The sequence below is a fragment of the Pseudomonas sp. SMN11 genome (genome assembly GCF_052041945.1).
Taxonomy (GTDB): domain Bacteria; phylum Pseudomonadota; class Gammaproteobacteria; order Pseudomonadales; family Pseudomonadaceae; genus Aquipseudomonas.
In genome coordinates this window covers 13,387-37,875 of record NZ_JBKGGW010000013.1, presented here as the reverse complement: position 1 = coordinate 37,875, position 24,489 = coordinate 13,387, and the positions used below count along the sequence as shown (strand labels likewise).

Below are 24,489 nucleotides of genomic sequence, written 5' to 3'. Positions count from 1 at the left end.
CTCATGCCCCATCCATCTCACATGCGTTACAGCTTCCATCCCCTGGCGACTGATATCGAACTCGAAGTAGTGTCGTTCGAGCTCATGGAGGCCCTGAGCACGCCCTTCCAGTTGCGATTGGAGCTCAGCAGCTTCTACAACGACATCAACTTCGACCAACTGCTCGACAAGCCTGCATTGTTCACCATCTGGGACGCAGACCGTCCGGTGCGCTACGTACACGGCCTGATCAGCAGTTTCCGCCAGGGCGACAGCGGCTTCCACCGCACCCGTTACCACGCCCTGATCGAACCACAGCTGGCCCGCGCCGGGCTGCGCTCTAACTGGCGTATCTTCCAGCAGAAGACCGTGCCACAGATTCTCGAACTGATGCTCCAGCGCCAAGGCATTCTGCGCTTCGAACTGCGCGCCGACCGTGAGCATCAGGTTCGTGAATTCTGCGTTCAGGCTGACGAGACCGATCTTGACTTCATCGCCCGCCTAGCCGCAGAAGAAGGCCTCGTCTACAGCTTCGAACACACCCCCAATCAGCACACACTGCTCATCACCGACCGCTTGTTATCGCTGGGGCTGATCAGACAGGGCCCCATTCAGGCCAAGAGTAAGCACCAACGGTCCTACGAAGCGCAGGATGCAAGCCACCCCGCCTCTGTGCTGTACCACGTCAACAGCGGTGGCGACCAGGCGCAGCCTTGCCTGCGGCGCTTCCACTACAGCGAGAACGTCCGCACTGCGAGCCAGGCCCAGCGTGACTACACCTTCACCCGCCCGGCCGATCGCCTGGATCAGCAAGCCAGCGCCAATGTGCATCCATCCATGAATTACGAGCGCTTCGACTACCCCGGGCGCTATAAGGATAAAGCGGTTGGCATCCCTTTCACCCAGACCCGTTTGACCGGCTTGCGCCACGACGCCCGTATTGCCGAAGTCACAGGCGACGACGTACGCCTGCAACCAGGCCTGGCCTTCACCCTCACCGGCCACCCACGTAAAAATCTCAACGTGCTCTGGCGGGTGATCAGCGCCCACCACGAGGGCAGCCAGTTCACCAGCCTGCAGGAAGGCGCCGCCGACGCCAAACAAGGCACCCATTACGTGCAAAACGCAGTACTGGTCCCCGGCATGGCCGAATGGCGGCCGCCGCCCCTGCCCCGGCCGCGTATCGACGGCCCGCAGATGGCCACCGTGGTCGGCCCGCCCGGCGAGGAGATCTTTTGTGACAGCTGGGGCCGGGTCAAGGTCAGCTTTCCCTGGGACCGGGAAAGCAAGAGCAACGCGTTCAGTTCCTGCTGGGTGCGCGTGTCGCAAGGCTGGGCAGGCGGCAGCTGGGGCTCGATGGCCATCCCGCGCATCGGCCAGGAGGTGATCGTCCAGTACCTCAATGGCGACCCCGATCAGCCGATCATCACCGGCCGCACCTACTGCGGTAACCAGCTGCCGCCATACGACCTGCCGGAACACAAGACGCGCATGACCATCAAGAGCCAGACCCACAAGGGCGATGGCTACAACGAACTGCGTTTCGAGGATGAACTGGGCCGGCAGGAAGTGTTCATCCATGCTGAGCGGGACCAGAACAATGTGGTCAAGCATGATGAGAGCACGCAAATAGGCAACGACCGGGCCGAGCAGATTGGCCACGACGAAACGATTTCCATTGGCCATGACCGCAGCGAAACCGTCGGTAACGATGAGCGCGTCACCATTGGCCAAGACGATTTCCTCCATGTTGGCCGCAACCAGAGGATCAATATCGCCAAGGACCGTTTCGAAACCGTCGGCAACCATCGCCATGACAAGGTAACCGCCAACTATCAGATTCAGGTTGGCGGCAATCTCGAGCTACAGATCGAAGGGCATGCGGAACTTGAGGCGCGAACAGAAATCCGCAGGCGCACCCAGCGTTATGACCTGCGGGCGGCTGAAACACTGGTCATCCAAGGCCCGGGGGGCTCCATCCGTATCGATGAGTCCGGTATCACGCTGGACAGCCCGACGATACGCCTCAACGGAGCGGTGCACCAAACACTGGGCGGCTCCACTCATGCCTTCACCCTCAATGGCGCGCCCGTCAGCGGAGCCCCCCTGGATCGGCAGTGCGGGCGCCGTTCCGACGGAACATGCTCGCTGGCTGACTGCAACTGCATAGGAGCACCTGCCGCATGACGGGTTCATCTTCAGCGCCTATGCCCGACCTCGACTTTGCCAGTGGCTTGCGCTTTCTCTTGCTGCTCAGTCGAGAGCTGGAGCATTCAGCCGTCCGCCCTGTCTCCATTTCACCACAAGGCGAAGTAGTGCCTCCTTATGCGCCGTCAGTGCTGGAGCTGATCGAAAACGTGACCAATCGCCCTCCTCACGCCTGGCCGTGGAAACGCAGTGTCATGGATGAGGAATACGAGTTCGGCCCATTGCTGGTGGACGTCAGTGATGCACCAGAGCTGCTCCGTCATGCCCTCATTGCCTGGATGCCCATTGGCGGCGCTATCGCTCTGGATGCAGAGGTCAGCGTCGATGAGCTTTCCGACCATTTCCACAGCCTGGTGCAATTCACCCTGCCGGATCTGGGGTTGGCCACTCACCACATTACGCCCAATCACTTGAGCGCCTGGCTGGACGCATTGGATGAGGCCAATCGAGCGGCCTGGCTGGGCCCGGTGTCGCGTTTGGTGTGGCGAATCGACTGGGGGCCTGTCCATGAGTGGAAGACACTTGAACACAGGCCGACCACAGCGCGTTCGAGGTCCGCCCCGCTGCTGTCCCTGCAAGAGCACGAGCTTGGCCGGCTGCAATCGGGCTTGCACGAACACTTCGTGCTCAGCCTTGCCCACGAACTGCTGGCCATGCCGGCTTATGCAGATCGCACGCTGACGGAGATCCGTGAATGGATAGAAGCCCTGTTACCGCAACTGAATGCCCTCAACTTCAGCGACGAGACCGTTGCCGGTGATTTCATTCGCTTGGTCGCCGAGCACAGGTGGCTGATGACCGATGTGCAGGCCGAAGCTATCTACACCAACCTCGAAGAGTCACCACAAGGCCGCCTTCGCGAGCTGCAAGCACTCATCCACAGCAAGGAAAACGCCCATGACTGAGGCCTCCGTGAGCCGCGCCGCATCGCCCCCTGCCTGCAGCGCACGGGTACCGATCCTGCCAGTGCGCTACGCCATCGTGCCACGAACCGGCGCTGCCCCGCCTTGCCGCTACAGCGATTCCGGCTTCGCCCTGGAGCAAGGCTTCCCTCCACTGCAGCACTCCGCCTACACGCTGCGCGCCCTCCGTGCGGGCTATGTCTACGTGTTCATGAAAGACACCCAGAGCGAAAAACTGGTCATCCACGAGTACGACGGTGAAGGCCAGTACAAGGAATTGCGCCACCGGTGCCTGGAGCACTACCAGCGGCGCGATCGCTATTTGTCCGGCCGCTCGATGGGCTGGGTCTGGGCCGACACCTGCGAGACCAGCGCCAAGGAAGTCTGGATCGCCTACAGCCCGCACCTGTGGACCAATGCCATGACCGCACGCATCACCGGCTCGCTGGCCATGCGCAAACGGCACATGCGCCAGCTGAACATGGCCGAGTTGATTGCCGGCAACAAGGCGCCTTCCACCCAGCCCCATGTGCTGCCGGTGAGTGCCTTGCAAACCTGGGTCGAAGACTTCAAGCCGGACGCGCAACGCATGTCGCTGAGCTGGAGCAGCCAGCCACGCACTTCGGCATTGCTCGCCGGCAGCCTGCACGCCGTTGCACAGCACTACCCCTACACCCAACCAAAAATCCCCGCCGTGGTGGTGCTGAGCGATGCCGAAGGCCTGGCCCTGGACTTGAGCCTGTCGGTGTCGGCCTACCAGCATCAGTTGCGCGACCTGATGCCCTCCGAACAGCTGCCCCACACAAGACCGGCGCAGGGTATCGAGCAAGCCGACGTGCCGATGTGCTACCAGCTGGATGCCGAACGCCTCAGCCCGCAGAGCCGCGACTTCCACCATCGCAACCTGATCGCCACGTTGCTGAACAAGACCTTGGAAAGCATGTACCCGGCCGACAACCCGTCCCTGGGCACAGCGGCCCTGAGGATACGCCCGGACAGCCGACCGAAGCCGCCTTACGAGGAACGCTTCCGGGTACTCACTCACCCCGACTATTCCGAGCAGGGCCATCGCCTGGGGCAGCGTATCGATACGGCCAAGTACCTTAAGTTTCTGGAAGAACGCGACGAACTGGAGTACCGCATCAGCCAGATGCGCGAACTGGCCCTGCAAGCCAGCAACGATCACGACGCCTGGCTGACCACCGCCGAAGCCGCTCATCTCGATGATCCGTACAGCCTGGCGGCCGCGCTGGCCTGCTATGACCGCGACGAGCTTAGCTCCGCCCGTGGACTGGAAATGTCCCTGGCCCTGCTGATTCATCCCATGGGCCAACCCGTGCCCGGCACCGAAGAGCAGGACCTGCGCTTCAAGCGCTTGGAGCGCTGGCTGGACCAGCACGACAGCCCGCTGTACGAAGCGTTGGCGCCCTTCAACCCATTTCGCGACAAGGCCGACTCGATCGGCACCTTGCTCGGTGCCAGCGACAACGTCATCCAGGGTTTGGTTGGTCGCTTCCCTGCCATGGCGAATATCACCGACCTAACGGCTCAATCGGTCAGTACCGTGGTGCTCAAACGCATGCACGGACAGACGCGCTGGGATGCCAGCAACAGCCTGCGCCAGCAGGTGCAGGCCGCAGCGCGCGAGGCCAATGCCGAGAAGGCGCTGGGGCTGCTGGCAGCGCGGTACAACATCACTGACAAGCTGATCCAGGAGAACCCATTCAGTCAGGAGGTCGAGCGGTATCTAAAGAGCGGAATGGCACAAGTGGGAGAAATCAATCAGATACGCATCACGGGCAGTAGGACGGTGTCACTGGAGATGACCACGACCTCACTGGTAAAGCCAACACTACTCGGGCTGCTCACTTCTGGCGGCGGGACGGGTTTGAATGCCGGAATGCTGTGGTTCAACGTGTTTGCGCTGAAAGCGGCGTATAACAGCCTGCAGAAGAGCGATGCGCCGGAATATACCTTAGGCTTCGCCGCGTCAATTTTTGGGGTGATCGGAGCCACAGCAGCGACGCTGGTGGGTGTAAGAGCCACACAAAAAGCGCTTATATTGCGATACGCCCCGACGACGCCGGGCTTGGCTTTCGGCAATGGCCTTACCAGATTCATAGGCAGCAATTTGTTTGCGAGGATCTCGGGATATCCTGCAATTGTTCTAGGGTTCTTTTCGGACTTACAAAAGTCCAGGCGGCAGAGTGCTAATGGCGATCTAACTGCTTCAGACCTTACGTTTTATGGAGGCAGCTCTGTCGCAATTGGCTCTGCGCTGGTTTTGGAAGGAGGTCTGGCTATCGCAGGAGCTACAACAGTAATTCCTTTTGCCGGATGGGCTGCAGCGGCAGTTGTACTACTTGGGACAGCCGTCATAATGGGCGGCTTGTATTTACATGCCATGGCAAATGAGCGCCTGCATAGCCCAATAGAGTTGTGGGCCTCAAGAAGTGTTTTCGGCAATCGACTGAACGATGGCGAAGTACGGACCGGCATTGCTCTGGACTTCGAAAAAAAGCTTCCTTTTTACACCGGCATCAAGGAGGAGATGAAAAATTGGCATGCAGCCTACTATCTGCCACTATTACTTTCATCTAAAGAAACAAAAAGACTTGGACTTCAGAGGCTCGATAGCCGTTGGGCAGGACATGTCGTATTAACACCAGCGGATTGGTATATGGCCGTTCACAGTCCTGACACTGACAGATCGCCAACTGTAGAATTTACAGTTTTACTACCAGGATTCGTGTTATCACAAAGCGAGTGGAGCGCAACGTTGAGCAGTATAAACAACAAACAGGGCGTGACCATTTTTCCGACAAATCCTGAATGCTACCTAACCAGCAGTGGTCTTGTACTAAACTTCAGAAACGCAATTCGCGCCCATGCAAATGCCACTCTGACAGTCATCTATCACTCTAGACTTGGACTAGATGATGAAGCACATTCCAGTGCTCAGTTCACAATCGAGAAATAGCCAATGACGACGAGATGGTTATTTCCCTCGCGCACCCACTCAAAAGTATCACCTAAAATCAACAGCCAAACAATCAGTATAAGCAGCGTTCATTTGGTATTGCGGAACCCGTGGATAAGTGACTCCGTCTTCATGGGGAAATTATATGCAGCCATAACTTTGATGTCAGCAGCGTACTTATACCCAGGAATAATGGATGATGCATACCGCCATACGCTAATATCAAGGCCGCACTCAATGATTCAGTATCTAATTGCGCCTTTGATTTTCACTCCTTTTTTAGCTTACAGAATTCACCTCATTAAAAACCTATCGAATTTCTACCTAAACAGGCTGACAAGAAGGATCTATTATCAGCGTAGGAAAACACTCATTGATTTCGACTGGGCTGCTACGGGAGGTGGTGTTTTCAAACGTACTGAGTTCGGCGGTTCGTCTTTCAGCTCCAGCTACGCCCTGGCATTTGCTCCTCGCAGGGAAGACCACAGTCTTCACCAGGAGGACAGCCTGTGGATCGACAGCAATGAACCTACCGAGCCCGACATAAAATATGTCGCCGAAGTCTGGGAATACCTACGCCATTTCATGGATCACGGTCCCGACAAACTCCCTCCTCCAGGCGAACCCAACTGGTGGCACAGGCCGTTACACGCCATATGCCTCACACCAACAGAGGCCTGGAACCATTACGCCCCTTGGCGCACCGGCGAGCCCGGAGAAATGCAAGGCAAAAAGAACTGGCAACTACCGTTCTGGGCAGTGCTCTTTCCCTACAACCTGTCAGTAGCCATCTGCTGGTACGTCATCTGCCGCGTATTCAACGTTCGCGCAGCACCGCCACCGCCAGAGGCCTTCGAGGAAGCCCCCATTAAACCCAGCAAGCGAAAACGCAAATGAGCCCCCGCTGAGAAAAACTTGGGCTGCCTGCAGCAGCCCAATCACTCAAGAAATTGACCCAGATCGCTAGACTTAGCCCTTATCCCCTGACAAAGTAGGGGAAATCTCACGGACGAGAGCCCATAATCATGCAAGGCGATTCCATGGCAATCGATCCCGTTCTGATCCGCATCTTCCGCGCTTTCACATCATTCAACCAACGCCTGTTCCTGCGCCGCCTGAACAAGGAAGAGGTCAACCTCATCGACCACTACCGCACCCTGCCCGAGCGCGATCGAATCGCCGTGCGGTACATGTGCACGGCGATTCACAAAACCACAATGAAACAGCCTGACTGAAGCCAACCGGCACTCAGGCAACGCCATCCAGCCCCATCTGCCAGAAATCAGCCTCCAGCCGCGAAGCCTGGCCAAAGATCTGTGCCAGCTCCACAAACCGCTGCTCGGTCATGCTCCGCGCCGCCAGTTCATCCAGGTGCCTGCGCGCCGCCGCAGCGACGCCCTGGTAGGCCTCGCCAGCATATTCGCCAATCCACTCCCGGTACGGGTGATCGCTCAGGTCGCCAATGCGCTCTGCCAGCGTGCGGCCGATCTCGGCGTAGCCGATCACGCACGGCGCCAATGCCACATGCAGTTCAAGCAGGTCACCGGCCGCGCCGCAGTCGAGCACGTAACGGGTGTACGCCACCGTCGCCTGGTGCTCGGGAGCTGCCTGGATATCAGCTTGCGACAACCCCCAACGTGCGCACAGGCGCAGGTGCAGTTCGGTCTCGTCGAGAATCGCCGCCAAGCCAGCCTGGGCAGCGCGGATATCCGCCGGCAGGCGGCTCTTGTAGGCGGCCAGGGCCCAGGCACGGGCGAACTGGATGAGGAACAGGTAGTCCTGGATCAGGTAGGTGCGGAAGGCTTCTTCCGACAGCGTGCCCTCGCCCATCTGCCGCACGAAGTCGTGGTCGACATAGCTGTTCCACTGCCCGGCCGTAGCGGCCTTCAAGCGCTCGAAGATATCCATGCTCACGCCTCCTCGGTGTAAATGGCGTCGAAGAAGGCAAGCTCCAGTTCAACGGTGCGTGCGTAGAAATCACTGGCCAATGCGGCCTCCTGGGGGCCGACCCGGTCCAGTTCGGCCTTGAGGAAGGCCACGAAATCGCAGAACGCCGGGTTGTCGTGCAGGGTGATCCATTCGGCGTAGACGAAGTTGGCCGGCAACGGCTTCGGTGCCTTGAGGGCCCAATCCAGGTACAGGCCTTCGGCAACGTTCAGCACGGCCAACGCGGCGGCGTAGGACCGGGTGGCCGCGGCCTCGCGCATGATGGCCTTGAAACCGGCGGTAGGTGCAGTGTCTGCGGGCTCGGTGCGCTGCGCCGGGCTGACGTCCAGGGCCTCGAACGCACGCAGGAAATAGGTGTTCTCGTCGCTGGAGATCATCCCCGCGAAGCGGCCGAAACGCAGGCGGGCTTCATAGGTGTCGGCGGTGGCGATGGCGGCGCCGAGCAGGGTCAGGAAGCTGTCGAGAAAGCGGTGGTCCTGGACCAGATAGCGGACCATGATCGGGTCGGCGACGCTGCCTGCGCAGAGTTCGGTGACGAAACGGTGGCCGACGGCGGCCGACCAGGTCGGTTGGTTCTGGCGTTGCAGGGTTTCGCTAAAGCGTTCGGTCATGGCGTGGCCTCGCAGTGAGGCCGGCAAAAGGCAGGTCGGCAGTCCCATCCCTTCGCCGGCATTATCCGGATCAGGTTCGAAGGGTCACCGCGCTGCAGCTGTCAGCGGTTTCTCAGCCCGTTGCCGGGCTCCCCTTGGTGGGCAACAGGTATACAGCCCCCATCACCAATTGTCACCCACTCCATCACCGGAGTTGGGCCCCAACCCTGCCCAGTTTCGGGGGCCTACACCCGGTCCTTGACACCCCATTATTTAGCGCACCTCAGGGACCGCAAGGAGTTGTTTGACAAAGTATTACCGAAACATCTGTTGGCACAGCCGTTGCTCAGGCCATTGAAACCCGGCAATAAGCCATTGATGGCCCATAGCCATTTAGCCGTGAGCGAGGCACCAGGCAATGAAAACACCTGCCGTGATCCAACCCAAAAACCACCTCTTCACATTGTCCGCCGTGACCGCGCTGATGCTCAGCCTGGGGCTGATCTCAGCAGTGGCTTCCGGGTTGGATGACGTCAGCCAGCCACCGCCGACGGACCCGTCGCATTACGATGACCAGCCGGCAGACCCGAATCCGGCGCTGCTCAACCTGTTCAACCTGCCCGAGGCGAACGAGGGCTCCCTCGAACTCAAGGATGGGGTGTATGGCGATCGCTCGACCAACCGCGTCGACAACATACTGCCGCCCGCCCTGCAGACTTCACGCAATTACCCTACCAACGGCAAGCCGAGTCCGTTGTTCGGGGCGCAGCCATTCACCCAGCAATTGCTGCTGTTCGAAGAATTCGGCCCGGAAAAACTCGACCCCAATCTGCCGCCGCCTACCCTGACCTTCCCGGTCCCCACACTGGGCGCTGCGCCTGCGCAAGACCCAGACGTGGTCGCCCGCAGCAGCCCCAACGGCAATGCCCTGGAAGCCTTCCTCAAGCAACCGGGCCTGTACCCGTTCCCGACCCAGTACGCCAACACCCTCGACCGCAACCCGTGGAAGGCGCAGATCGAGCTGTTCCTCAACCGCAACTCGGTCGGCTCGCCGGCGGAAGGCCGGCCACCAGGAAAAGGCTGGTCGCACCAGCGCTGGAACGAGTTCTACCCCCAGGCGGCGTTCAAGACTGCACAGGCAGGTGCACGCATCAACCAGGGGCTGCGTGATCGCAAGCAGTTGCACAACTATGCCGTCGGTGAATTTGCGCCGGGCGGGCTGTACTACCAGACCTCGGACATCCCGACCACCCTGGGTACCACCAAGGGCATCGACACCCGCTTCCACCCGAACATGCCCTTGCAGGACCACAAGTCGCTGTGGACGTTCGACGGTACCTTCCCGGTCAAACTGCTGATGGTCCGCTATGGCCAACCGGTGCTGATGCGCCACTACAACGCCCTGCCCATCGACCCGGCAGCCAACGCCGGCTTCGGCTTGCACACCATTTCCACCCACGAGCACAACGGTCACTCGCCGGCCGAAAGCGATGGTTTTGCCAACGCCTATTTCTTCCCCGGTCAGTACTACGACTACCGCTGGCCGATCCAGTTGGCCGGTTACGACACCATCAACACCCGTGCCGAAGACCCCCGTGCCGCCTTCCCCTGCTCGCCGGGTGAAACCCTGTTCGTCAACGACGCCAACCCGGGGCTGAAGACCTGCGAGAACGGCAGCATCAAGATTCGTGGCGACTGGCACGAAACCATGAGTACCCACTGGTTCCACGACCACATGATGGATTTCACGGCGCAGAACGTCTACAAGGGCAACGCCGTGATGATGAACTACTACAGCGCCATCGACCGCGGCAACGAAGCCCTGCAGGACGGTGTCAACCTGCGCTTCCCCAGCGGTTCGGGGATGCCCTGGGGCAACCGCGACTACGACGTCAACCTGGTGATCGCCGACAAGGCCTGGGATCAGAACGGCCAGCTGTGGTTCAACCCGTTCAACACCGATGGCTTCCTCGGTGACCAGGTGCTGGTCAACTGGCAGTACCAGCCCAAGCTCAAGGTCCGCGCCCGCAGCTACCGCTTCCGTATCCTCAACGGTTCGGTGTCGCGCTACTTCAAGTTTGCCGTGGTGCGTGAAATCGCTGGCAATGGTGGCGAGTTCAAGGGCCCTTCCGGCTCCAACGTGTCGTACGCCCGGGTGCCGTTCCACATGATCGCCAACGACGGCAACATCATGGAACACGCGGTGCCGTTCGATGGCACCATGGACCTCAACGGCGACGGCAAGACTGACGACAACAACGGCATCCTGCCGCTGCAAGGCATCGCCGAGCGTTACGACATCATCATCAACTTCGCCAAGAACGGCATCAAGGTCGGCGACAAGCTGTACATCGTCAACATCATGGAACACGAAACCGGCAAGGGCCCGAAACAGCCTATCTCGCTGGCCGATGTGCTGTCCGAGAAGTACAAGGCGGTGATCAAGCAGACCAGCAACGGGCCTGAATGGGACAAGGGCGACCCGGTAGTCGGCAAGGTCATGCAACTGGTCGTGCAGCCCTACAGCGGCCAGGACGTCAGCATGGACCCGAGCGCCTATGAACCGGCCAAGCCGGGCAAGGCCGAAGGCCTGAAGATGATCCCGCTGACCATCGACCGCACCGCTGCCGCCGACCAGACCAAGATCAAGGCGGCCCGCCACCGCGAGTTCATCTTTGGCCGCTCCGACGGCACCGATACCAACCCCTGGACCATCAAGACCGACGGCGGTTTCGGCTACAGCATGGACCCGCGGCGCATCTCTGCCGCGCCACAGCTGGCCAGCGAAGCGACCCAAGGTGGCTTCAGCGGCGACGGCACCCTGGAAGTGTGGAAGATCAAGAACGGTGGCAGCGGCTGGAGCCACCCGGTGCATGTGCACTTCGAGGAAGGCGTGATCCTCAGCCGTGACGGCAAGGCGCCGCCAGAGTGGGAAAAATGGGCACGCAAGGACGTCTACCGCATCGGCCCGGATGCCGACTCCTCGGGTGAAGTGGAAATGGCCATTCGCTTCCGCGAATTCGCCGGCACCTACATGGAGCACTGCCACAACACCCAGCATGAAGACTCGTCGATGCTGCTGCGCTGGGACATCGAGCACCCGGGGCAATTCCAGGTGATGCCGACACCGCTGCCGGGTTGGGATGGTGTGCAATACATGGCTTCGGTAGGGCTGCCAACCTTCCGTACTGCCAGCAACAACACGGACACTGCCAACAAGCCACCGGTGGCCGTGAACGACAGCGCCGCGACCACGGCCGGCAAGCCGATCGTGATCAACGTGCTGGCCAACGACACCGACCCCGAAGGCAATCTACCGCTGACCGTCAAGGACCTCAACCAGCCTGATTCCGGCAAGGGTACGGTCAGCACCGATGGCACCACCGTGACCTACACCCCACCGGCCACGGTCGACACCCCGTTCACCGCCAGCTTTGCCTACACCGCGCGTGACGCCAAGGGTGCCGATTCGCTGACCCCGGCCACGGTCAGTGTCGCGGTGAGCCCGGCCGTGGTAGCGGACCAGGTCCAGGTCAGCAGCGCCGTGGTGCAGGTACGCAGCAACAACCGCTACACCTGGGACATCTCCGGCACCACCTCGGTGGCAAGCGGCAACAGCATCAGCGTGACCGCCGCCACCACCAGTGGCCCGCTGAACCTGGGCTCGGCGACGCTGACGGCGGCAGGTACCGGGGCGCGCTGGCGGTTGTCGGTGACTACCACCGGCAGCGGCCCGGCCACGCCGGCGACGATCACCGTGAAGTCGGCACTGGGTCAAAGCGTTACGGCACCGATCAGCATCAAGTGATTGTTCCATGAAGAGGGGCCGCTTGCGGCCCCTACAGCTTCAATACCAGAGGAATGACATCATGGCCCTGTCATGGCGTGTTCTGCTTGCCCTCACCCTGTTCGCCGCCGGTACGCATTACTGGCCGATCAAGCCAGCTGAATCGGCACAAATGGCTCCCTCCAGCGAAGCCGCCACGCCGTGGGGCGCCAGCTACTTCCCCAACACCCCGCTGGTTACCCAGGACGGCAAGAAAGTGCGGTTCTTCGACGACCTGATCAAGGACAAGGTGGTGGCGATCAATTTCATCTTCACCGGCTGCTCCGACTCCTGCCCGGTAGAAACCGCCCGCCTGCGCCAGGTGCAGAAGATCCTCGGTGACCGGATCGGCAAGGACATCTTCCTCTACTCCATCAGCATCGACCCCTACAACGACACCCCCGCCACGCTCAAGCGCTATGCCGAAAAGTTCGGCATCGGCCCCGGCTGGACTCTGCTTACCGGCGAGCCTGAAGACATCGAACAGCTGCGCCGGCGCCTGGGCCTGTACATCGAAGGCCTGGAGAACGGCCGTTCCAAGGACCACAACCTGAGCCTGATCATCGGCAACCAGGCCACTGGCCGCTGGATGAAGGCCTCGCCCTTCGAGAGCCCCTACATCCTCGCCGACCGCCTGGGCAACAGCCTGCACAACTGGAAACAGGCCAGTGCCATGGCCAACGACTACGCCAGCGCACCTGAAATCCGCCCGCCCAGCAGCGGCGAACAGATCTTCCGCACCCGCTGCTCCTCCTGCCACACCGTGGGCAACACCGAACCCGGCCAGCCCGGCATCGGCCCCGACCTGCTCGGCGTGACCCAGCAACGCGACCCCAGCTGGCTGATACGCTGGCTGAAGGAGCCGGACCAGATGCTCGCCGAGAAAGAGCCGCTGGCCACCCTGCTCTTCGAGCAGTACAACCGCCTGGCCATGCCCAACATGCGCCTGGGCGATACCGAGATCACCGCGTTGATCACTTACTTGCAGGAAGAGACCACGCGCATACAGGCACCGCTGGCTGACCGGGGAAAACCTTAAAGGCAATTAGCCACCAGTCATGAGGCTGTCATCTGCCTGTCGTATTTTTCGACCATCACCCAGGGTCGGGAACAACAGCAGTGATCCGTCGCTCTCTCTCCTCCGCAAGCCTCCTGCGCTTGCTGATCCTGATGCTCTGTGCAGCCACACTGACCTTCCTCTGGGGGCTGCACGTCACCCAGAAGGCCGCCTCGCGCCAGGATGCACTGGCGGCCAAGGCGGCCGAGCATCTCAACCTGGCCAGCATCGTTGCCGAAAGCCTGCGCCAGCTGGTCGACCGCGCCCAGGCCGTGGGCCGGGTAACCCAGGACGACATGAAAACCTTGCGCCGGGGCAGCCTGAGCCTGGCCAGGCTGTTGGCCGAGGACCCGGTGTTCAAGCGCATGAGCCTGTACGACCGCCAGGGCCGGCTGCTTTCCGCCAGCCACAGCGACGAGGCCGCGCAGCTGCCAGCGCAATGGCTGGCGCAATTGAAGGTGCATGTCGCCCACTACGGCTTCAAACCTTTCCTGCCACGGACCGCCCCCGATACCTTGCCCTCGACCATGCCCAACTGGCGCCTGCCCTTCCTGTTGCCGTTGACCGACCTGCCAGGCCGGGAGATTGACAACATCCTCGTGGTGCAGCTCGACATTGGCTACCTGGCGGTTCTGTTCCAGCACATCGACCTTGGCGACAGCGGCTTGCTGCGCCTGATCCAGGACGATGGCCAGGAGCGTCTGCGCATCGATACCAGCGGCGTGGTGGTGGCAGGCGACAGCTTCGAGCCGGACATGGCAGATGCCGACGCGGCGGCCGGGCAATTGACCCAGTATGCGTCCGGGGTCCCTTACCAGAGCCTGTACCGGCGGGTGCCCGAGCGTGGCTTCAGCGTGGTGGTCAGCCAGCGTTATGACGAAATTCTCGCCCCTTCCACGCTGGCCTATTCGCGGCAGTTCTGGCTGAACCTGAGCATGACCCTGATGATCCTCGCCAGCCTGGCCTGGACCTTGCGCCTGCTGCGCAAGCGCCAGGAGGCGTTCAGCGCCCTGGAGCACGCGCAGCAGGTCAACCAGCAATTGATCGGCCGCCTGGAAGACGAACACCGGCGCAGCAGCCACGCCGCCGCCACCGACCACCTCAGCGGCCTGCACAACCGCCGCCAGTTCGTCGAAGTCGCAGGACAAGCACTGACCCGGCAACGCGGCAAGCGCCGCCTGATGGCCATCCTGTTCATCGACATGGACCGTTTCAAGTCGATCAACGACTCGCTCGGGCACAAGATCGGCGACCTGTTGCTGCAGGCGGTGGCCGGGCGTATCCAGCGCCTGCTCGAACCTGGCGACGAGGCTTCGCGCTTCGGCGGTGACGAGTTCGTCGTGCTGCTGGCGGGCGAGCGCAGTGAGGCGCAGATCAACAGCTGGGTGCGCACGCTAGTGCAGAAGCTCTCGGCCACCTACGCCCTCGACGGCCAGGAGGTCAACACCAGCCCCAGTGTCGGGGTCAGCATCTGCCCGCGTGATGGCCAGGACATCGACAGCCTGATCCGCAGCGCCGATGCCGCCATGTACTCGGCGAAGCAGGCCGGGCGCGCCCAGTACCGCTTCTTCGACCCCTCGCTCAACCTGTCCGATATCCAGGCCTTCACCCTCGAGCAGGCCTTCGGCACGGCCCTGACCGAGCGCCAGTTCGTGCTGCACTACCAGCCTCAGATCCGCCTGGATAGCCACCGTGTACTGGGCTATGAAGCCTTGGTGCGCTGGGATCACCCCGAATTCGGACTGCTTTACCCAGACCGCTTCATCAGCCTGGCCGAACGCAGCGGTTTCATCATCGAGCTGGGTTGGGAGGTGTTGCGCCTGGCCTGCGAAGAACTGGCCCGCTGGGATGCGCAAGGCCGTGAGGCACGTCTGGCGGTGAACGTTTCGGCCATGCAGTTGCGCCAGGCCGACTTCAGCACCCGCCTGCTGGCCAAGCTGCAGCTTTACGGCATCAACCCGCAGCGCCTGGAGCTGGAGATCACCGAGACCACCATCCTCGACCCGGAAGGCACCGCTGTCGATCACCTGCATCGCCTGCGTGCCGCTGGCCTGGGCATCAGCCTGGACGACTTCGGCCGCGGCTACGCCGGCTTCGCGCACCTGCAGTCGCTGCCGCTGAGCAAGCTGAAGATCGACCGCTCGCTGATCGCACCGCTATCCAACAGCTATGACGACAGCCCGATCGTGTCCTCGACCATCATCCTGGCCAAGCGCCTGGGCCTGGAAGTGGTGGCCGAAGGCGTCGAGACCCGTGAGCAGGTGGTGTGCCTGAAGCTCGCCGGCTGCGATATCGCTCAGGGCTATCACTTCAGTCGGCCGTTGTCGCCGGCGCAGTTGCGTGAGTACCCGCCCTTCAATGGTATCGAGGAAAAGCCATGCGTGTTGTGAAGACCCTGGGCGCGCTGTTGCTGGCCAATCTGCTGGCCTCTGCCGCCATGGCCGATTGCACGCCGCGCAGCCTGCGCCTGGCGGTGATCCCGATCAAGAGCAGCGAGGACATGGTCCGTGAACACCAGCCGCTGCTGCAGCGCCTGAGCCAGGCAGCGGGTGTGCCGGTGGAGCTGGTGATTGCCGCCTCCTACGAAAGCGTGGTGGATGCCATCGTCTCCGGCGGCGCGGATATCGCCCGGCTTGGTCCAGCCTCTTATGTATTGGCCAACCGTCGCGACCCCGGCATCGAACCGTTCGCCACCTTCACCTTGAGCGCAGGCCCCTACACGCCGGCCGGCAGCCATTACCAGGCGCTGCTGCTGACCCGTGCCAACAGCGTCGAAAACATCGAGCAACTGCGCGGCAAGCGCGTGGCCCTGAGCGACCCGGCCAGCACTTCGGGAAGCCTGGTGCCGAGTGTCGAGTTCCCGGCCGAAGTCGGATCGCCGTTGCCGCAATTCTTCGGCGCGCTGGTGTATGCCGGGAACCACGACAAGGCGCTGGAGGCGTTGCTCGATGGCCGGGTCGATGCCGCATTCGTCGCCAGCGAGCGGGCCGATGCCTACCTCGCCCGGCATGCGCTGAGCCCGGCTGCACTCAAGGTGCAATGGCGCTCACAGCCGATCTACTACGACCCGTATGTGTTCAGTGCCAGCCTGTGCCCGGCGCTGAAGCAACGCATTCGCGCGACGATGCTGGACGACCCCAAGGCCATGGCCGCCTTTGTCGCCTCACAGGATGCCAGCGGGCTGGTGCCGGTGAGCCAGGCCGAATACGCGCCGCTGCGGCAATTGATGGATACCTCTTTACCCCGCTGAAACCTTCTTCATCCTCGCGGGCCTCTTCGCGGGACAGGCGAACCATTTAGCTTTATCGTGTCACGGTCTCCCACCAACCTGCCAGCCATGACCGACATCGAGCGCTACGTCCGCGCCGCCACCCGCGACAACACCCGGCGCAGCTACCAGGCCGCCATCGAGCACTTCGAGGCCCATTGGGGCGGATTCCTGCCGGCCACCGCCGACAGCATCGCCCGCTACCTGGCCGACCACGCCGAGCAGCACGCGGTCAGCACCCTGCGCCAGCGCCTGGCAGCACTCAGCCAGTGGCACATCAGCCAGGGCTTCCCCGACCCGACCAAGGCGCCGCTGGTGCGTCAGGTGCTGCGCGGCATCCGCACCCTGCACCCGACACCCCCCAGGCAAGCCGCCCCGCTGTTGCTGCAACACCTGCAGGCAGCCGTCGAGCGCTTCGAGGCAGAAGCCACCCAGGCCCGCGCATGCCACGACTTGCCAGCCCTGCGCCGCGCCCGGCGTGACACCGCCTTGCTGTTGCTGGGCTTCTGGCGCGGCTTTCGCGGCGATGAACTGGCGCGCCTGCGCGTGGAGCACATCCAGGCCGAAGCCGGCGTCGGCATCACCCTGTTCCTGCCGCGCAGCAAGGGCGACCGTGAAGCGCTGGGCGTGCAGCACCGCACCCCGGCACTGAAAATGCTGTGCCCGGTCAATGCCTACCTGCAATGGATCGAGGTAGCGGGTATCGCCCACGGCCCGGTATTCCGCAAGCTCGACCGCTGGGGCAACCTCAGCGACACGCCGCTCAACAGCAACAGCCTGATCGGCCTGCTGCGGCGCATGCTGGCACGTGCCGAGGTACCCGCCGCGCTGTACACCGGCCATTCCCTGCGCCGCGGCTTTGCCACCTGGGCAACGGCCAATGGCTGGGAGCTGAAAGCGCTGATGAGTTACGTGGGCTGGAAGGACGCCAAGTCGGCATTGCGCTATATCGACGCTGCGCAACGCTTCGGCGAGCTGGCCGTGCTACCGGCCAGTCAGGGGCAGGTGCTCATTCCTTGAAGGCATACCGTGCGATGCCGCCCACCTCCGGGCGAATCGCGTAAATGTCGCCCGCATCCGGGTAATGCCGCAATTGCGCCGGCGCCATGCCGACCCGTGCCGTGGTGATGTACAAGGTATCCAGGTTCTCGCCGCCGAAGCAGCAACTGGTCGGGCGCGGTACCGGCATCACCACCTGATCGGTCAGGTGGCCATGCCGGTCGTAATGCAGCAGGCAGCTGCCATTGAACTGGCACACCCACAGCCCGCCTTCCCGGTCCAGCGCAATACCGTCCGGCCGCCCCAGCTCCGCAGGCGTCTCGGCGAACAGGCTGACCTGTTCCAGGCGCCCTTCTGCGGGGTATTCGGCGCGGTAGATCTTGCGCGCCACGGAGTCGACGAAGAACAACGTCTGGCCGTCGGCAGACCAGGCCAAGCCATTGGGCAAGGCCACGCCGCAATGGATCACCTCGTCATTGAGCTGGCCATCGAAGCGGAACAGCGCCCCGGTCCCGCCACTCGGGACTTCGTCCATCAAGCCGGTGACGAAGCGCCCCTGCGGGTCGCAGGCGCCATCGTTGAAACGATAGGTCGAGCGCGGATGCACGGGTACCGAGTACTGGCGAATGCGGCCGCAAGCAAGGTCGAGCAGCACCGCGCTGGAGTCTTCGGTGAAGATCAGGTTGCCGCGGTCGGTCAGCGCCAGTGCGCCAATGCGTGCGGCCGACTCATACAGCCGCTCGACCTCGCCTCCGGGCAGCAGCCGGTTGATACGCCCGCCGGTGATATCGACAAAGTACAACGCCCCCGTCTGTGCATCCCAGACCGGGCTCTCACCCAGGTCGGCACGGGTATTGGCAACCTTGAGCGGCTGGTAGTGGCATTCCTTGATGCGGCTCCAGCGCGCAGCGACTTCGGCCAGGCTGGCCGCCTCCACCCGCGCCAGATCACGCGGGTAGCTGACCCCGCTGTTCTCGCACAGGCGCGTGGCGGTGAACTGGCCGTTGCTGGCCCGCAGGATATAGCCGGTGTCGTGGCACAGCGCGCTGGCAAGGTACAGAACACCCGGGGTGACCCACTCGGGCTTGAGCTCTTGCGGTGCCTGGCTGATACCCCACATGCGGGTCTTGGCCACGGGCGAGATCGCATTGACCAGGATGCCGTGCTCCTGCCCCTCCATGCTCAGGGCGTTCATGATGCCGACCTGGGCCATCTTGCCCGCCGCATAGGCCACCAGCCCCGGCTGGGCATAACGCTGGTACATGGCGCGATCGGAAGTGGTCAGCACGATACGCGGTGCCGCTGAGCGCTTCAGGTGCTTCCAGGCATGCTTGGCCAGCCACACCGGCGCATGCACACTGATGCCCAGGGCGCGGTCGAGGAAGGCTTGTTCCTGGTTCTCGATGCCCTGGTAGTCCACCCAGCCAGCATTGTGGATGAGGATGTCCAGTGCGCCGAAGTGTTCGATGGCCAGCTCGACCAATTGCCGGCAGGCGTCTTCATGTTCCAGCTGGCCGATGTGCGCGAGCACGTCGAAGCCCCTGGCGCGCAGGGTTTCGAACGCAGCGCTGACGGCCATCGGGTCCTGCCCTTCACCTGACCGGTCGGTGCCCAGGTCGCTGATGACGACCTGGGCGCCACGGGCTGCAAGTGCCATGGCGTAGTCCAGACCAAGGCCCTGGGCAGCACCGGTAACGATGGCGACTTTGCCCATGAATGGGTCTGTAAATGGCATTGTAGAGCCCTTCCAATTCTCCTCTCTACGATAACAATAAAAAAATCAATGACTTAATATTAAAATCATGCAACTTTGATATCTCCGGCATATCACCGCCGTCCCGGCTCGTCGAAGGAACAGGGAATGATCGAAACACGCTTGCTCAGGCAGTTCATTGCCGTCGCCGAGGAGCTGCACTTTCACAAGGCAGCCCTGCGCCTGCACATGGCCCAGCCACCGCTGAGCCAGGCGATCAGCCGCCTTGAAGATAAGCTGGGCTTCAGCCTGTTCCTGCGCAACAAACGGGCGGTCAAGCTCACCGCTGCCGGCGTGGCCTTCCTGGAAACGGCCTACCGCACGCTGAGGGAACTGGAGCAAGGCATCGAGTACGCGCGCAACGTCTCCCAAGGCATCAGCGGCAAATTGACCATCACCGCCATTTCCATCGCCTACTACGCGTCGCTGCTCACCACCCTGAAGCAATTTCGCGAAACCTACCCGAACGTGCGCCTGACCATCCGCGAAATGCCTTCGGCCTCCCAGGCCAAGGCATTGCTGGCCGGGGAAGCGGACGTCGGCTTCATGCGCAAGCTGCCGCTGCCGGAAGACACCCTCGAATCACGCCTGATGCTCACCGAGCAGATCGTCATGGCCTTGCCCGCCCACCATCCCGAAGCGCGGCAGCCCATGGTCGACTTGCGCAATTTTGCCAATGAGGATTTCGTCTTCACCCCACAGGCGCTGGGCAGCGGCTACCACGGCCAGCTGATCGCCCTGTGCGAGTCGGCCGGCTTCCACCCCAAAATCGTCCAGGAGGCCGCGCAGATCCACACCCAGGTCGGGCTGGTGGCCTGCGGCTTCGGCGTCGCCCTGGTACCGGAATCGATCGCCTACTCGGCCCTGCAGGACCGCGTGCAGTTTCGCCCGATCCGGCCGATCAAGGGCCAGCCCACGCCGAGCATGGGCCTGTACATGAACTGGAATGCCGAGAACGCCTCGCCGGCGCTGGGCAGCTTCATTGCCATGCTTCTGCAGGGCGCGCCGCGACGCTTTGCCGATACCCTGCAGAGCCCGCTGATGCGGGAAGATTACAACGTATCAGCGCTGCTGCCTGGCGCATTGCCAGACACGGGCGATATCGCCGGCACGGTCCTGCAATAGCTGCGCGGCATTCGCGCACGCCTGCTCCAGGGTCATCGGCCCGTTGGCCAGGGCAAAGGCCGCGTCGATACCGTGCGCATACAGCTGTTGGTAGCCTTCGCCCAGGGTGCCCGCCAGCACGACCACCGGCACCCCGTGACGCTTGGCCACGCGGGCGACACCCATGGGCGTCTTGCCGCGCAGGGTCTGGGCGTCGAAGCGCCCTTCACCGGTAATCACCAGGTCGGCGCCTTGCACCAGCGCGTCCAGGCCAGCCAGCTCCGCGACCACTTCCACGCCGGGGCGGAAGCGTGCGCCCATGAAGGCTTTGGCGGCAAAGCCCATGCCCCCGGCCGCACCGCAACCCGGGAAGTCGCGCACGTCTTCACCCAGCAGTTGCGCACAGTGGTCGGCAAAATGGCCCAGGGCCTGGTCCAGTGCCTGCACCTGCTCGGGGTTGGCGCCCTTCTGTGGGCCGAAGATCGCCGATGCGCCATTGGCGCCACACAGCGGGTTGTCGACATCGGCCGCCACGTCGACCTTCACCTCGGCCAGCCGTGGGTCCAGGTCACTCGCGTCGATACGGGCCAACCGGCCCAAGGCCAGGCCACCCTCCTCCAGCGCTTGCCCGTCGGCGTCCAGCAGGCGCAGGCCCAGCGCCCGCAGCATGCCGCTGCCGCCATCGTTGGTGGCGCTGCCGCCAATCGCCAGGACGATACGCTGCGCCCCCGCCGCCAGGGCTGCGGCGATCAGCTCGCCAGTGCCCCAGGTGCTGCTGCGGCAGGCATCGCGTTGGCCGCTGGGTACCAGCTGGATGCCGCTGGCCTGGGCCATCTCGATGACTGCGGTGCGGCTTTCTGCCAGCCAGCCCCAACCGGCTTCCACGCGCTGCCCCAGCGGCCCGCGCACGGTCAGCTTACGCAGTTCGCCATGGCTGGCAGCGACAATCGCCTCCATGGTGCCTTCGCCGCCATCGGCCATCGGGCATTCGACCAGTTCGGCAGCAGGCAGCGCATCGCCCAGGCCAAGGGCGATGGCACGGGCGACTCCGGCAGCGTCGAGGCTGTCCTTGAACGAGTCGGGGGCGATGACGATTTTCATGGGGATTCTCCTGTCCTGATAACAGGCATGCTGACAGCTGTCTGGCGCGGCGGCCTCGGTCGGATGCACAAAAGGCCGATGGCGTTGTTTGGGCAAATGCCTTCGGTGGCGCTCAGCCGGCCGGTAGCAGCTGCAGCCCCAAGTACAGGCTCAGCATGCCTTCCAGGCGCAACGGGTCTACTTCGCCCAGTTCGGCGATACGCTCCAGACGGTAACGCAGGCTGTTGCGGTGGATCCCCAGGGCATCGGCACAGGCCTGGCTCTGGCCGTCGTGCGCGCACCAGGCGCGCAGCGTGGTCAGCAACTGGCCGCTGGCATCGCGGGCGCGAAGGCGTTGCAGCGGCTCGAGCAGTTCATCCAGCGCGTCTTCATTGCGATGGCGCCAGAGCAAGGCCGGCAAGCGATAGCGGCTGAGGCTCAGCAGCTGTTCCTTCGGCAACACCTCGCGGCCATAGGCCAGCAAGTCACGCACCCGCCGATAACCCCGGCGCAGCTGTTCCAGGCTCTGCGCCGCGCTGCCCAGGGCCAGGCGTTCGACCTCCCAGCCGTGGCGCCGCAGGCGTTCGATCAGGCGTGCTTCATCCAGCACCAGCCCCGCCGGCCGGCACCACAGCAGCGACTCGCGCGAAGGGCTCACGCACCAGCTTTCCGGGTAGCGGCTCATCAACCAGGCCGACAGCGTTTCGGCAGGCGGCCCGGATTGCAGCTCGAACAGGCACGGCACCCGTGGCAACTGAGGCTTCAGGCCCAGCTGCTGGGCCTCGTCCAGCAAGCGGGGCGAATCACCACTGCCGCCGAGCAACAGTGCCAGCAAGTCGTCGCAACGCTGACGCCGCCACTGCTGCTCGACCTGCAGATGGCGCTGCGCCAGGAGCATCTCGGCGGTCATGCGCACCAGCTCGCCGTAGGTGCGCAGTTGCTGCGGGTCGCCGGTCAGGCCAAGCACGCCGATCAGGCGCCCGTCGAGCATCAACGGCAGGTTGACGCCAGGCTGCACGCCCTTCAGGCACTTGGCCGCGTCAACGTCCAGTTCGACCACCCGGCCATTGGCCAACACCAGCTGCGCCCCCTCGTGGCGGGTGTTGATGCGCTCCGGCTCGCCACTGCCAAGGATCAGCCCCTGGCTGTCCATGACGTTGACGTTGCAGGGCAGAATGGCCATCGCCCGATTGACGATATCCTGCGCCAGGTCATGGTCCAGTTCGAACATTCAGCGATCCTTAATCGTGTCAGCTTTTGTACGGCGGCACAGCGCCATCCACGATACGCTGTGCAAAAGCACAAAGACAGGCGCGCCGCCGTCCCCGAGACTCGTCAGGGCGAGCGCCGGCACAGGCGACGCGGCGACAACCATAACAACAGAGACCACGATCATGGCACACAGCCCCGCCCCTGACCAAGGCACGGATATCACCCGCAACGCGCTGTACCGGCGCATTACCCTGCGGCTGATCCCGTTCATTTTCATCTGCTACCTGTTCAACTACCTGGACCGCGTCAACGTCGGCTTCGCCAAACTGCAGATGCTCGATGCACTGGAGTTCAGCGAAACCGTGTACGGCCTCGGCGCCGGCATCTTCTTCATCGGCTACGTGCTCTGCGGCCTGCCGAGCAACCTGGCGCTCAACCGCTTCGGCCCGCGGCGCTGGATTGCGGCGATGATGATCGCCTGGGGCACCCTGTCGACCTGCCTGTTGTTCGTCACCACCCCCACCGAGTTCTACACCCTGCGCCTGCTGACCGGCGCGGCCGAGGCAGGTTTCTTCCCCGGCGTGGTACTGTACCTCTCGCGCTGGTTCCCGGCTGACCGCCGTGGCCGCATCATGGCCCTGTTCATGTCGGCGATCCCGGTGTCGGGCCTGCTCGGCGGGCCGTTCTCCGGCTGGATCCTCCAGCACTTCGCCGCTGGCCAGCATGGCCTGGCCGGCTGGCAGTGGATGTTCCTGATCCAGGGCCTGCCAACCGTCGCCCTCGGAGTACTGGCCATCAAGCTGCTCAGCGATGGTTACCAGAAAGCCGCCTGGCTGAGCCTGGCCGAACGCCAATTGATCGCCGCCGACCTCGAGGCCGACGCCGCCAGCAAGCCGAGCACCACTGGCGACAGCGTGATGGCCGTGTTGACCAACCCGCTGATCTGGACCTTCGGTTTCGTTTACTTCTGCATCCAGAGCGGCGTGTACGCGATCAACTTCTGGCTGCCGTCGATCATCAAGAACATGGGCTTCGACAATCCGCTGCTGATCGGCTGGCTGAGCGCCATTCCGTACCTGCTGGCTGGCGTGTTCATGATCCTTTGCGGCCGCTCGGCAGACCTGCGCAACGAACGCCGCTGGCATCTTGTAGTGCCGATGTTGATGGGCGCCGTCGGCCTGCTGATCGCAGTCAACTTCGCTGCCAACCCGACCATCGCCATCCTCGGCCTGTCGATCGCCACCATGGGCGCCCTCACCGGTCTGCCGATGTTCTGGCCGATGCCGACCGCGCTGCTCAGCGCCAGTGCGGCAGTGGCGGGCCTGGCGATCATCAACTCGGTGGGCCAGATGGCTGGCTTCCTCAGCCCGTACCTGGTCGGTTTCATCAAGGACCAGACTGGGTCGACCGATGCTGCGCTATATTCGCTGGCCGCGCTGATCGTGCTGGGTAGCGTGGTGGCTCTGCGGGTTACCAGGGCTCGCGCGCTGAGTGCTGCACGGGCCGATTAAGACGTTCGCGGCGGTTCGGGGTACCGAACCGCCGTGATAGAGGCAAAAAGCCCATATCCCCACCGATCGTCAG

Annotated in this window: 17 protein-coding genes, 1 pseudogene and 1 riboswitch; of the genes and pseudogenes, 12 read left to right on the top strand and 6 right to left on the bottom strand. The window is 62.9% G+C overall.

Going from position 1 to position 24,489, the window contains the following annotated elements; all coding sequences use genetic code 11:
* Window positions 1-3 precede the first annotated feature (3 nt).
* The 5 genes from tssI (at window position 4) to ACLEJU_RS13610 (ending at window position 7,304) form a co-directional block, all read left to right on the top strand.
* Complete coding sequence (tssI, locus tag ACLEJU_RS13630) at window positions 4-2,166, top strand: type VI secretion system tip protein TssI/VgrG (RefSeq protein WP_440776684.1); 2,163 nt, start codon at window positions 4-6, stop codon at window positions 2,164-2,166.
* Window positions 2,163-3,092, top strand: coding sequence for a DUF4123 domain-containing protein (locus ACLEJU_RS13625; RefSeq protein ID WP_435424579.1), 930 nt, complete (start codon window positions 2,163-2,165; stop codon window positions 3,090-3,092). The genes tssI and ACLEJU_RS13625 overlap by 4 nt, the downstream gene beginning before the upstream one ends.
* The gene (locus ACLEJU_RS13620; RefSeq protein ID WP_435424578.1) at window positions 3,085-6,069 is read left to right on the top strand and encodes a T6SS effector BTH_I2691 family protein; all 2,985 of its coding nucleotides are present in this window, start codon (window positions 3,085-3,087) and stop codon (window positions 6,067-6,069) included. Before ACLEJU_RS13625 ends, ACLEJU_RS13620 begins: the two co-directional genes overlap by 8 nt.
* A 3-nt stretch (window positions 6,070-6,072) precedes the next feature.
* Entirely contained in the window at window positions 6,073-6,966 is an 894-nt protein-coding gene (locus tag ACLEJU_RS13615) for a hypothetical protein (protein WP_435424577.1), read from the top strand.
* A 143-nt stretch (window positions 6,967-7,109) separates the two neighbouring features.
* A complete protein-coding gene (locus ACLEJU_RS13610; RefSeq protein ID WP_435424576.1) occupies window positions 7,110-7,304 on the top strand; it encodes a hypothetical protein in 195 nt (64 codons plus the stop codon).
* Between the two features lie 13 nt (window positions 7,305-7,317).
* Here the strand turns inward: ACLEJU_RS13610 and tenA are convergent, their stop codons facing one another.
* Together tenA and ACLEJU_RS13600 are read right to left on the bottom strand one after the other, a co-directional pair.
* Entirely contained in the window at window positions 7,318-7,983 is a 666-nt protein-coding gene (gene tenA, locus ACLEJU_RS13605) for a thiaminase II (protein ID WP_435424575.1), read from the bottom strand.
* Window positions 7,980-8,627 (bottom strand): TenA family protein, encoded by a 648-nt coding sequence (locus ACLEJU_RS13600; RefSeq protein ID WP_435424574.1) that lies wholly within the window; start codon window positions 8,625-8,627, stop codon window positions 7,980-7,982. The genes tenA and ACLEJU_RS13600 overlap by 4 nt, the downstream gene beginning before the upstream one ends.
* A gap of 30 nt (window positions 8,628-8,657) precedes the next feature.
* Window positions 8,658-8,772: riboswitch (TPP riboswitch) on the bottom strand.
* A 252-nt stretch (window positions 8,773-9,024) separates the two neighbouring features.
* Between ACLEJU_RS13600 and ACLEJU_RS13595 the strand changes: the two genes are divergently transcribed.
* The 5 genes from ACLEJU_RS13595 (at window position 9,025) to ACLEJU_RS13575 (ending at window position 17,777) form a co-directional block, all read left to right on the top strand.
* Complete coding sequence (locus tag ACLEJU_RS13595) at window positions 9,025-12,414, top strand: Ig-like domain-containing protein (protein ID WP_435424573.1); 3,390 nt, start codon at window positions 9,025-9,027, stop codon at window positions 12,412-12,414.
* 61 nt (window positions 12,415-12,475) lie between these two features.
* Window positions 12,476-13,471 carry an SCO family protein gene (locus ACLEJU_RS13590; RefSeq protein WP_435424572.1) on the top strand — a complete coding sequence of 332 codons (996 nt, stop codon included), beginning with the start codon at window positions 12,476-12,478 and terminating at the stop codon, window positions 13,469-13,471.
* 80 nt (window positions 13,472-13,551) lie between these two features.
* The gene (locus ACLEJU_RS13585; RefSeq protein WP_435424571.1) at window positions 13,552-15,879 is read left to right on the top strand and encodes a putative bifunctional diguanylate cyclase/phosphodiesterase; all 2,328 of its coding nucleotides are present in this window, start codon (window positions 13,552-13,554) and stop codon (window positions 15,877-15,879) included.
* The gene (locus ACLEJU_RS13580) at window positions 15,867-16,739 is read left to right on the top strand and encodes a phosphate/phosphite/phosphonate ABC transporter substrate-binding protein (RefSeq protein ID WP_435424570.1); all 873 of its coding nucleotides are present in this window, start codon (window positions 15,867-15,869) and stop codon (window positions 16,737-16,739) included. The genes ACLEJU_RS13585 and ACLEJU_RS13580 overlap by 13 nt, the downstream gene beginning before the upstream one ends.
* Before the next feature lie 57 nt (window positions 16,740-16,796).
* Complete coding sequence (locus ACLEJU_RS13575; RefSeq protein WP_435424569.1) at window positions 16,797-17,777, top strand: tyrosine-type recombinase/integrase; 981 nt, start codon at window positions 16,797-16,799, stop codon at window positions 17,775-17,777.
* On the opposite strand, the gene ACLEJU_RS13570 is transcribed toward ACLEJU_RS13575, so the two are convergent.
* Window positions 17,767-18,876 (bottom strand): SMP-30/gluconolactonase/LRE family protein, encoded by a 1,110-nt coding sequence (locus ACLEJU_RS13570; protein WP_435424582.1) that lies wholly within the window; start codon window positions 18,874-18,876, stop codon window positions 17,767-17,769. The two genes, ACLEJU_RS13575 and ACLEJU_RS13570, sit on opposite strands and share 11 nt — an antisense overlap.
* A gap of 3 nt (window positions 18,877-18,879) precedes the next feature.
* Window positions 18,880-19,470, bottom strand: a pseudogene (locus ACLEJU_RS13565) (SDR family NAD(P)-dependent oxidoreductase); the annotation flags it as partial.
* Window positions 19,471-19,617: 147 nt separating this feature from the next.
* On the opposite strand from ACLEJU_RS13565, the gene ACLEJU_RS13560 reads away from it, so the two are divergent.
* On the top strand, window positions 19,618-20,634 hold the full coding sequence (locus ACLEJU_RS13560; protein ID WP_435424568.1) for a LysR substrate-binding domain-containing protein: 1,017 nt from the start codon (window positions 19,618-19,620) through the stop codon (window positions 20,632-20,634).
* On the opposite strand, the gene ACLEJU_RS13555 is transcribed toward ACLEJU_RS13560, so the two are convergent.
* Together ACLEJU_RS13555 and ACLEJU_RS13550 are read right to left on the bottom strand one after the other, a co-directional pair.
* Window positions 20,572-21,714 carry a glycerate kinase gene (locus ACLEJU_RS13555; RefSeq protein WP_435424567.1) on the bottom strand — a complete coding sequence of 381 codons (1,143 nt, stop codon included), beginning with the start codon at window positions 21,712-21,714 and terminating at the stop codon, window positions 20,572-20,574. The genes ACLEJU_RS13560 and ACLEJU_RS13555 overlap by 63 nt on opposite strands.
* Window positions 21,715-21,826: 112 nt before the next feature.
* Window positions 21,827-22,924 (bottom strand): sugar diacid recognition domain-containing protein, encoded by a 1,098-nt coding sequence (locus tag ACLEJU_RS13550; RefSeq protein ID WP_435424566.1) that lies wholly within the window; start codon window positions 22,922-22,924, stop codon window positions 21,827-21,829.
* A 163-nt stretch (window positions 22,925-23,087) separates the two neighbouring features.
* Between ACLEJU_RS13550 and ACLEJU_RS13545 the strand changes: the two genes are divergently transcribed.
* Window positions 23,088-24,416, top strand: a complete 1,329-nt coding sequence (locus tag ACLEJU_RS13545; protein WP_435424565.1) for an MFS transporter — start codon at window positions 23,088-23,090, stop codon at window positions 24,414-24,416.
* Window positions 24,417-24,489: the final 73 nt, after the last annotated feature.

What these genes read in the sequence shown, in the direction of transcription:
- tssI (WP_440776684.1), top strand. Translation starts at nt 4, where the DNA reads ATGCCCCATCCATCTCACATGCGTTACAGCTTCCATCCCCTGGCGACT.
- ACLEJU_RS13550 (WP_435424566.1), bottom strand. Translation starts at nt 22,924, where the DNA reads ATGTTCGAACTGGACCATGACCTGGCGCAGGATATCGTCAATCGGGCG.
- ACLEJU_RS13595 (WP_435424573.1), top strand. Translation starts at nt 9,025, where the DNA reads ATGAAAACACCTGCCGTGATCCAACCCAAAAACCACCTCTTCACATTG.
- ACLEJU_RS13580 (WP_435424570.1), top strand. Translation starts at nt 15,867, where the DNA reads ATGCGTGTTGTGAAGACCCTGGGCGCGCTGTTGCTGGCCAATCTGCTG.
- ACLEJU_RS13625 (WP_435424579.1), top strand. Translation starts at nt 2,163, where the DNA reads ATGACGGGTTCATCTTCAGCGCCTATGCCCGACCTCGACTTTGCCAGT.
- ACLEJU_RS13560 (WP_435424568.1), top strand. Translation starts at nt 19,618, where the DNA reads ATGATCGAAACACGCTTGCTCAGGCAGTTCATTGCCGTCGCCGAGGAG.
- ACLEJU_RS13555 (WP_435424567.1), bottom strand. Translation starts at nt 21,714, where the DNA reads ATGAAAATCGTCATCGCCCCCGACTCGTTCAAGGACAGCCTCGACGCT.
- ACLEJU_RS13570 (WP_435424582.1), bottom strand. Translation starts at nt 18,876, where the DNA reads ATGTGGGGTATCAGCCAGGCACCGCAAGAGCTCAAGCCCGAGTGGGTC.
- ACLEJU_RS13590 (WP_435424572.1), top strand. Translation starts at nt 12,476, where the DNA reads ATGGCCCTGTCATGGCGTGTTCTGCTTGCCCTCACCCTGTTCGCCGCC.
- ACLEJU_RS13545 (WP_435424565.1), top strand. Translation starts at nt 23,088, where the DNA reads ATGGCACACAGCCCCGCCCCTGACCAAGGCACGGATATCACCCGCAAC.
- ACLEJU_RS13610 (WP_435424576.1), top strand. Translation starts at nt 7,110, where the DNA reads ATGGCAATCGATCCCGTTCTGATCCGCATCTTCCGCGCTTTCACATCA.
- ACLEJU_RS13620 (WP_435424578.1), top strand. Translation starts at nt 3,085, where the DNA reads ATGACTGAGGCCTCCGTGAGCCGCGCCGCATCGCCCCCTGCCTGCAGC.
- ACLEJU_RS13600 (WP_435424574.1), bottom strand. Translation starts at nt 8,627, where the DNA reads ATGACCGAACGCTTTAGCGAAACCCTGCAACGCCAGAACCAACCGACC.
- ACLEJU_RS13615 (WP_435424577.1), top strand. Translation starts at nt 6,073, where the DNA reads ATGACGACGAGATGGTTATTTCCCTCGCGCACCCACTCAAAAGTATCA.